The sequence below is a fragment of the Saccharothrix hoggarensis genome, from assembly GCF_042678885.1.
Lineage (GTDB): Bacteria > Actinomycetota > Actinomycetes > Mycobacteriales > Pseudonocardiaceae > Actinosynnema > Actinosynnema hoggarensis.
Map to the genome: position 1 here is coordinate 1 of NZ_JBHTLK010000397.1, position 3,388 is coordinate 3,388.

General features: G+C 74.2%; 3 protein-coding genes. All 3 read left to right on the forward strand.

What is annotated here, in order from left to right; all coding sequences use genetic code 11:
- Nucleotides 1–542, forward strand: a 542-nt coding sequence (locus ACFQ3T_RS35420; protein WP_380730315.1) for a phosphopantothenoylcysteine decarboxylase domain-containing protein, incomplete at its 5' end; no start/stop codon positions are given.
- A gap of 42 nt (nt 543–584) precedes the next feature.
- Nucleotides 585–1,787: a methionine adenosyltransferase gene (gene metK, locus ACFQ3T_RS35425; protein ID WP_380730317.1), complete on the forward strand. Its 1,203-nt coding sequence runs from the start codon at nt 585–587 to the stop codon at nt 1,785–1,787.
- Between the two features lie 373 nt (nt 1,788–2,160).
- A partial coding sequence (locus ACFQ3T_RS35430) for a primosomal protein N' family DNA-binding protein (RefSeq protein ID WP_452603496.1) occupies nt 2,161–3,388 on the forward strand: 1,228 nt, incomplete at its 3' end.

Here is a 3,388-nt window from a genome sequence, read left to right on the forward strand (position 1 = left end):
TGGTCGCCGCGCACACCGCCGACCTGGCCGCGCCCGCCGGCGTGGACGTCGTGCACGCCGGCTCGGCGCTGGAGCTGCGCGACGCGATGCACGCGGTGGCCGCCACGGCGGACGTCGTCGTGATGGCCGCGGCCGTCGCCGACTTCCGGCCGGTCTCCGCCGTCGGGCACAAGATCAAGAAGACCGACCGCGACCCCGACCCGGTCGCGCTCACCCGCAACCCCGACATCCTCGCCGAGCTGGTCGCCGCGCGGCGCCCCGGGCAGGTCGTCGTGGGGTTCGCCGCCGAGACCGGCGACGACGTGACGAGCGTGCTGGACTACGGGAGGGCCAAGCTCAAGCGCAAGGGCTGCGACTGGCTCGTGGTCAACGCGGTGGGCGACGGCAAGGCGTTCGAGGTCGAGGACAACGCGGGCTGGCTGCTGTCCGCCGACGGCGCGGAGCGTCCCATCCCGCACGGCTCGAAGGCCCGGCTGGCGTCCGCATTGTGGGATGCCGTAGCGACCTCCACCAAAGCTCGACCGCCCGCGCACGGGCGCTAAGTAAGCTTGAAGGCATTCGCGGATCGATAGTTAGGGAGTGTCGTGAGCCAGCACAGCAGCAGGCTGTTCACCAGTGAGTCGGTGACCGAAGGGCACCCCGACAAGATCTGCGACGCCATCAGCGACTCGATCCTCGACGCGCTGCTCGCCAAGGACCCGCGGTCGCGCGTCGCGGTGGAGACGATGGTCACCACCGGCCAGGTGCACGTCGCGGGCGAGGTCACGACCGAGGCGTACGCCGACATCCCCTCCATCGTGCGCGACAAGGTCGTCGAGATCGGCTACGACTCGTCGGCCAAGGGCTTCGACGGCTACTCGTGCGGCGTGAACGTGGCCATCGGCTCGCAGTCGCCGGACATCGCGCAGGGCGTCGACACGGCGTTCGAGCAGCGGGTCGAGGGCGCCGAGGACGAGATCGCCAAGCAGGGCGCGGGCGACCAGGGCCTGATGTTCGGCTACGCCTGCACCGACACGCCCGAGCTCATGCCGCTGCCCATCGCGCTGGCGCACCGGCTGTCCCGCCGGCTGACCGCGGTCCGCAAGGACGGCACCGTGCCGTACCTGCGCCCCGACGGCAAGACGCAGGTCACCATCGAGTACGCGGGCGACCAGCCGGTGCGGCTGGACACCGTCGTGGTGTCCACGCAGCACGCGGACGGCATCGACCTGGAGAAGCTGCTGGGCGTCGACGTGCGCGAGCACGTGGTGGCCCCGGAGATCGCCACGCTCGGCCTGGACACCTCCGACGTGCGGCTGCTGGTCAACCCGACCGGCCGGTTCGTCATCGGCGGCCCGATGGGCGACGCCGGCCTGACCGGCCGCAAGATCATCGTGGACACGTACGGCGGCATGGCCCGCCACGGCGGTGGCGCGTTCTCCGGCAAGGACCCGTCGAAGGTGGACCGGTCCGCGGCGTACGCGATGCGCTGGGTGGCGAAGAACGCGGTGGCCGCCGGCCTGGCCACGCGCATCGAGGTGCAGGTGGCGTACGCCATCGGCAAGGCCGCCCCGGTCGGCCTGTTCGTGGAGACGTTCGGCACCGAGACGGTCGACCCGTCGAAGATCCAGCAGGCCATCGGCGAGGTCTTCGACCTGCGCCCGGCCGCGATCATCCGCGACCTCGACCTGCTGCGCCCCATCTACGCGCCGACCGCCGCGTACGGCCACTTCGGCCGCACCGACGTCGACCTGCCGTGGGAGAGCACCGACCGCGCCGACGCCCTGCGCGCCGCCGCGGGCGCGTGACGGCCTCGCCGCACACCCGACGGCTCTGAACCACCCGCGCCGCTGATCCGGGACCTGCCGGTCGACGACCTCGACCAGCGCGGTCTCCGGGTCGGCGGCGCGCGCGTCACCGGGCGGTTCGACCTGTTGTGACGTGGTGGTCTCGCGGCGGGACTGCCCGCTCGCACGGGTCCGGTTCGCATGACCTCCCGGGTTCACCCGGTCGTGATCTTGCGCGGTTCGAACACGCGTTCGATACTGGTCCCATGACCACCTGTCGAAGTCCCGCGCCAGCCCGTGCCGCCGCCGCTCGGCCGCGGGTCGCGCGCCACCGGCCTTGATCGCGGCCCGGCCCGTGCCCGGCGGCGCGCCGGTCTCTGGTAGACCTCCACGCGTGGCGGGCAAGGCGACGACCAGGCGCGGGGAGCAGGTCCCCGCCGCCTCGCTGCCCGTTGCCCGCGTCTGCGTGGACGTGCCGCTGGCGCACCTGGACCGGCCGTTCGACTACCAGGTGTCCACCGAGCAGGACGAGGCGGCGGTGCCCGGCTGCCGGGTGCGGGTGCGGTTCGCCGGGCAGCTGGTGGACGGGTACCTGCTGGAGCGGGTGGAGTCGTCGGAGTACGGGCGCAAGCTGACGTTCCTCGACCGGGTCATCTCGCCGGAGCCGGTGCTGTCGCCGGAGGTGGCGGAGCTGGCTCGGGCGGTGGCGGACCGGTACGCCGGGTCGCTGATCGACGTGCTGCGGATGGCCGTCCCGCCGCGGCACGCGCGGGTGGAGGCCAAGCCGTCGCCGGAACCCCCGCCGACGCCCGAGTCGCCGTCGGCGGAGGGCTGGGCGCGGTACCCGTTCGGGCCGAACCTGCTGGACGCGCTGCGGTCCGGTCGGCTGGCGCGGGCGGTGTGGCAGGCGTTGCCCGCCGAGGACTGGCCCGCGCGGCTGGCGGAGGCGGTGGCGACGGTCGCGAGCACCGGGAAGGGCGCGCTGGTCGTCGTGCCGGACCACCGCGACCTGGAGCGGCTGCGCCAGGCGTGCGTGGCGCTGGTCGGCGAGGCGGGCGTGGTGGCGTTGTCGGCGGACCTCGGCCCGTCGGAGCGGTACAAGCGGTGGCTGGCCGTGCGGCGCGGCGCGGTGCGGGTGGTGCTCGGGACGCGGGGCGCGTCGTTCGCGCCCGTGCACGACCTCGGCCTGGTCGCGGTGTGGGACGACGGCGACGACCTGCACGCCGAGCCGAGGATGCCGTACCCGAACGTCCGGGACGTGCTGGTGCAGCGGTCCCACCTCACCGGCGCGTCCCTGCTCGTCGGCGGGTTCGCCCGCACGGCGGAGGCCCAGCTGCTGGTGGACAGCGGCTGGGCGCACGAGGTGGTGGCGGCCCGCGAGACGTTGCGCGCGGTCGCGCCGCGGGTGGCGGCCGTGGGCGACCACGAGTGGCAGGAGGTGAAGGACGCGGCGGCGCGGTCGGCCCGGCTGCCGTCGATCGCCTTCGACGCGGCGCGGGCGGCCTTGTCCGCCGACACGCCGGTGCTGATCCAGGTGCCGCGGCGCGGTTACGTGCCCGCGCTGGCGTGCGGGCAGTGCCGGACGCCGGCCCGGTGCCGTCGGTGCGCCGGTCCGCTGGCCA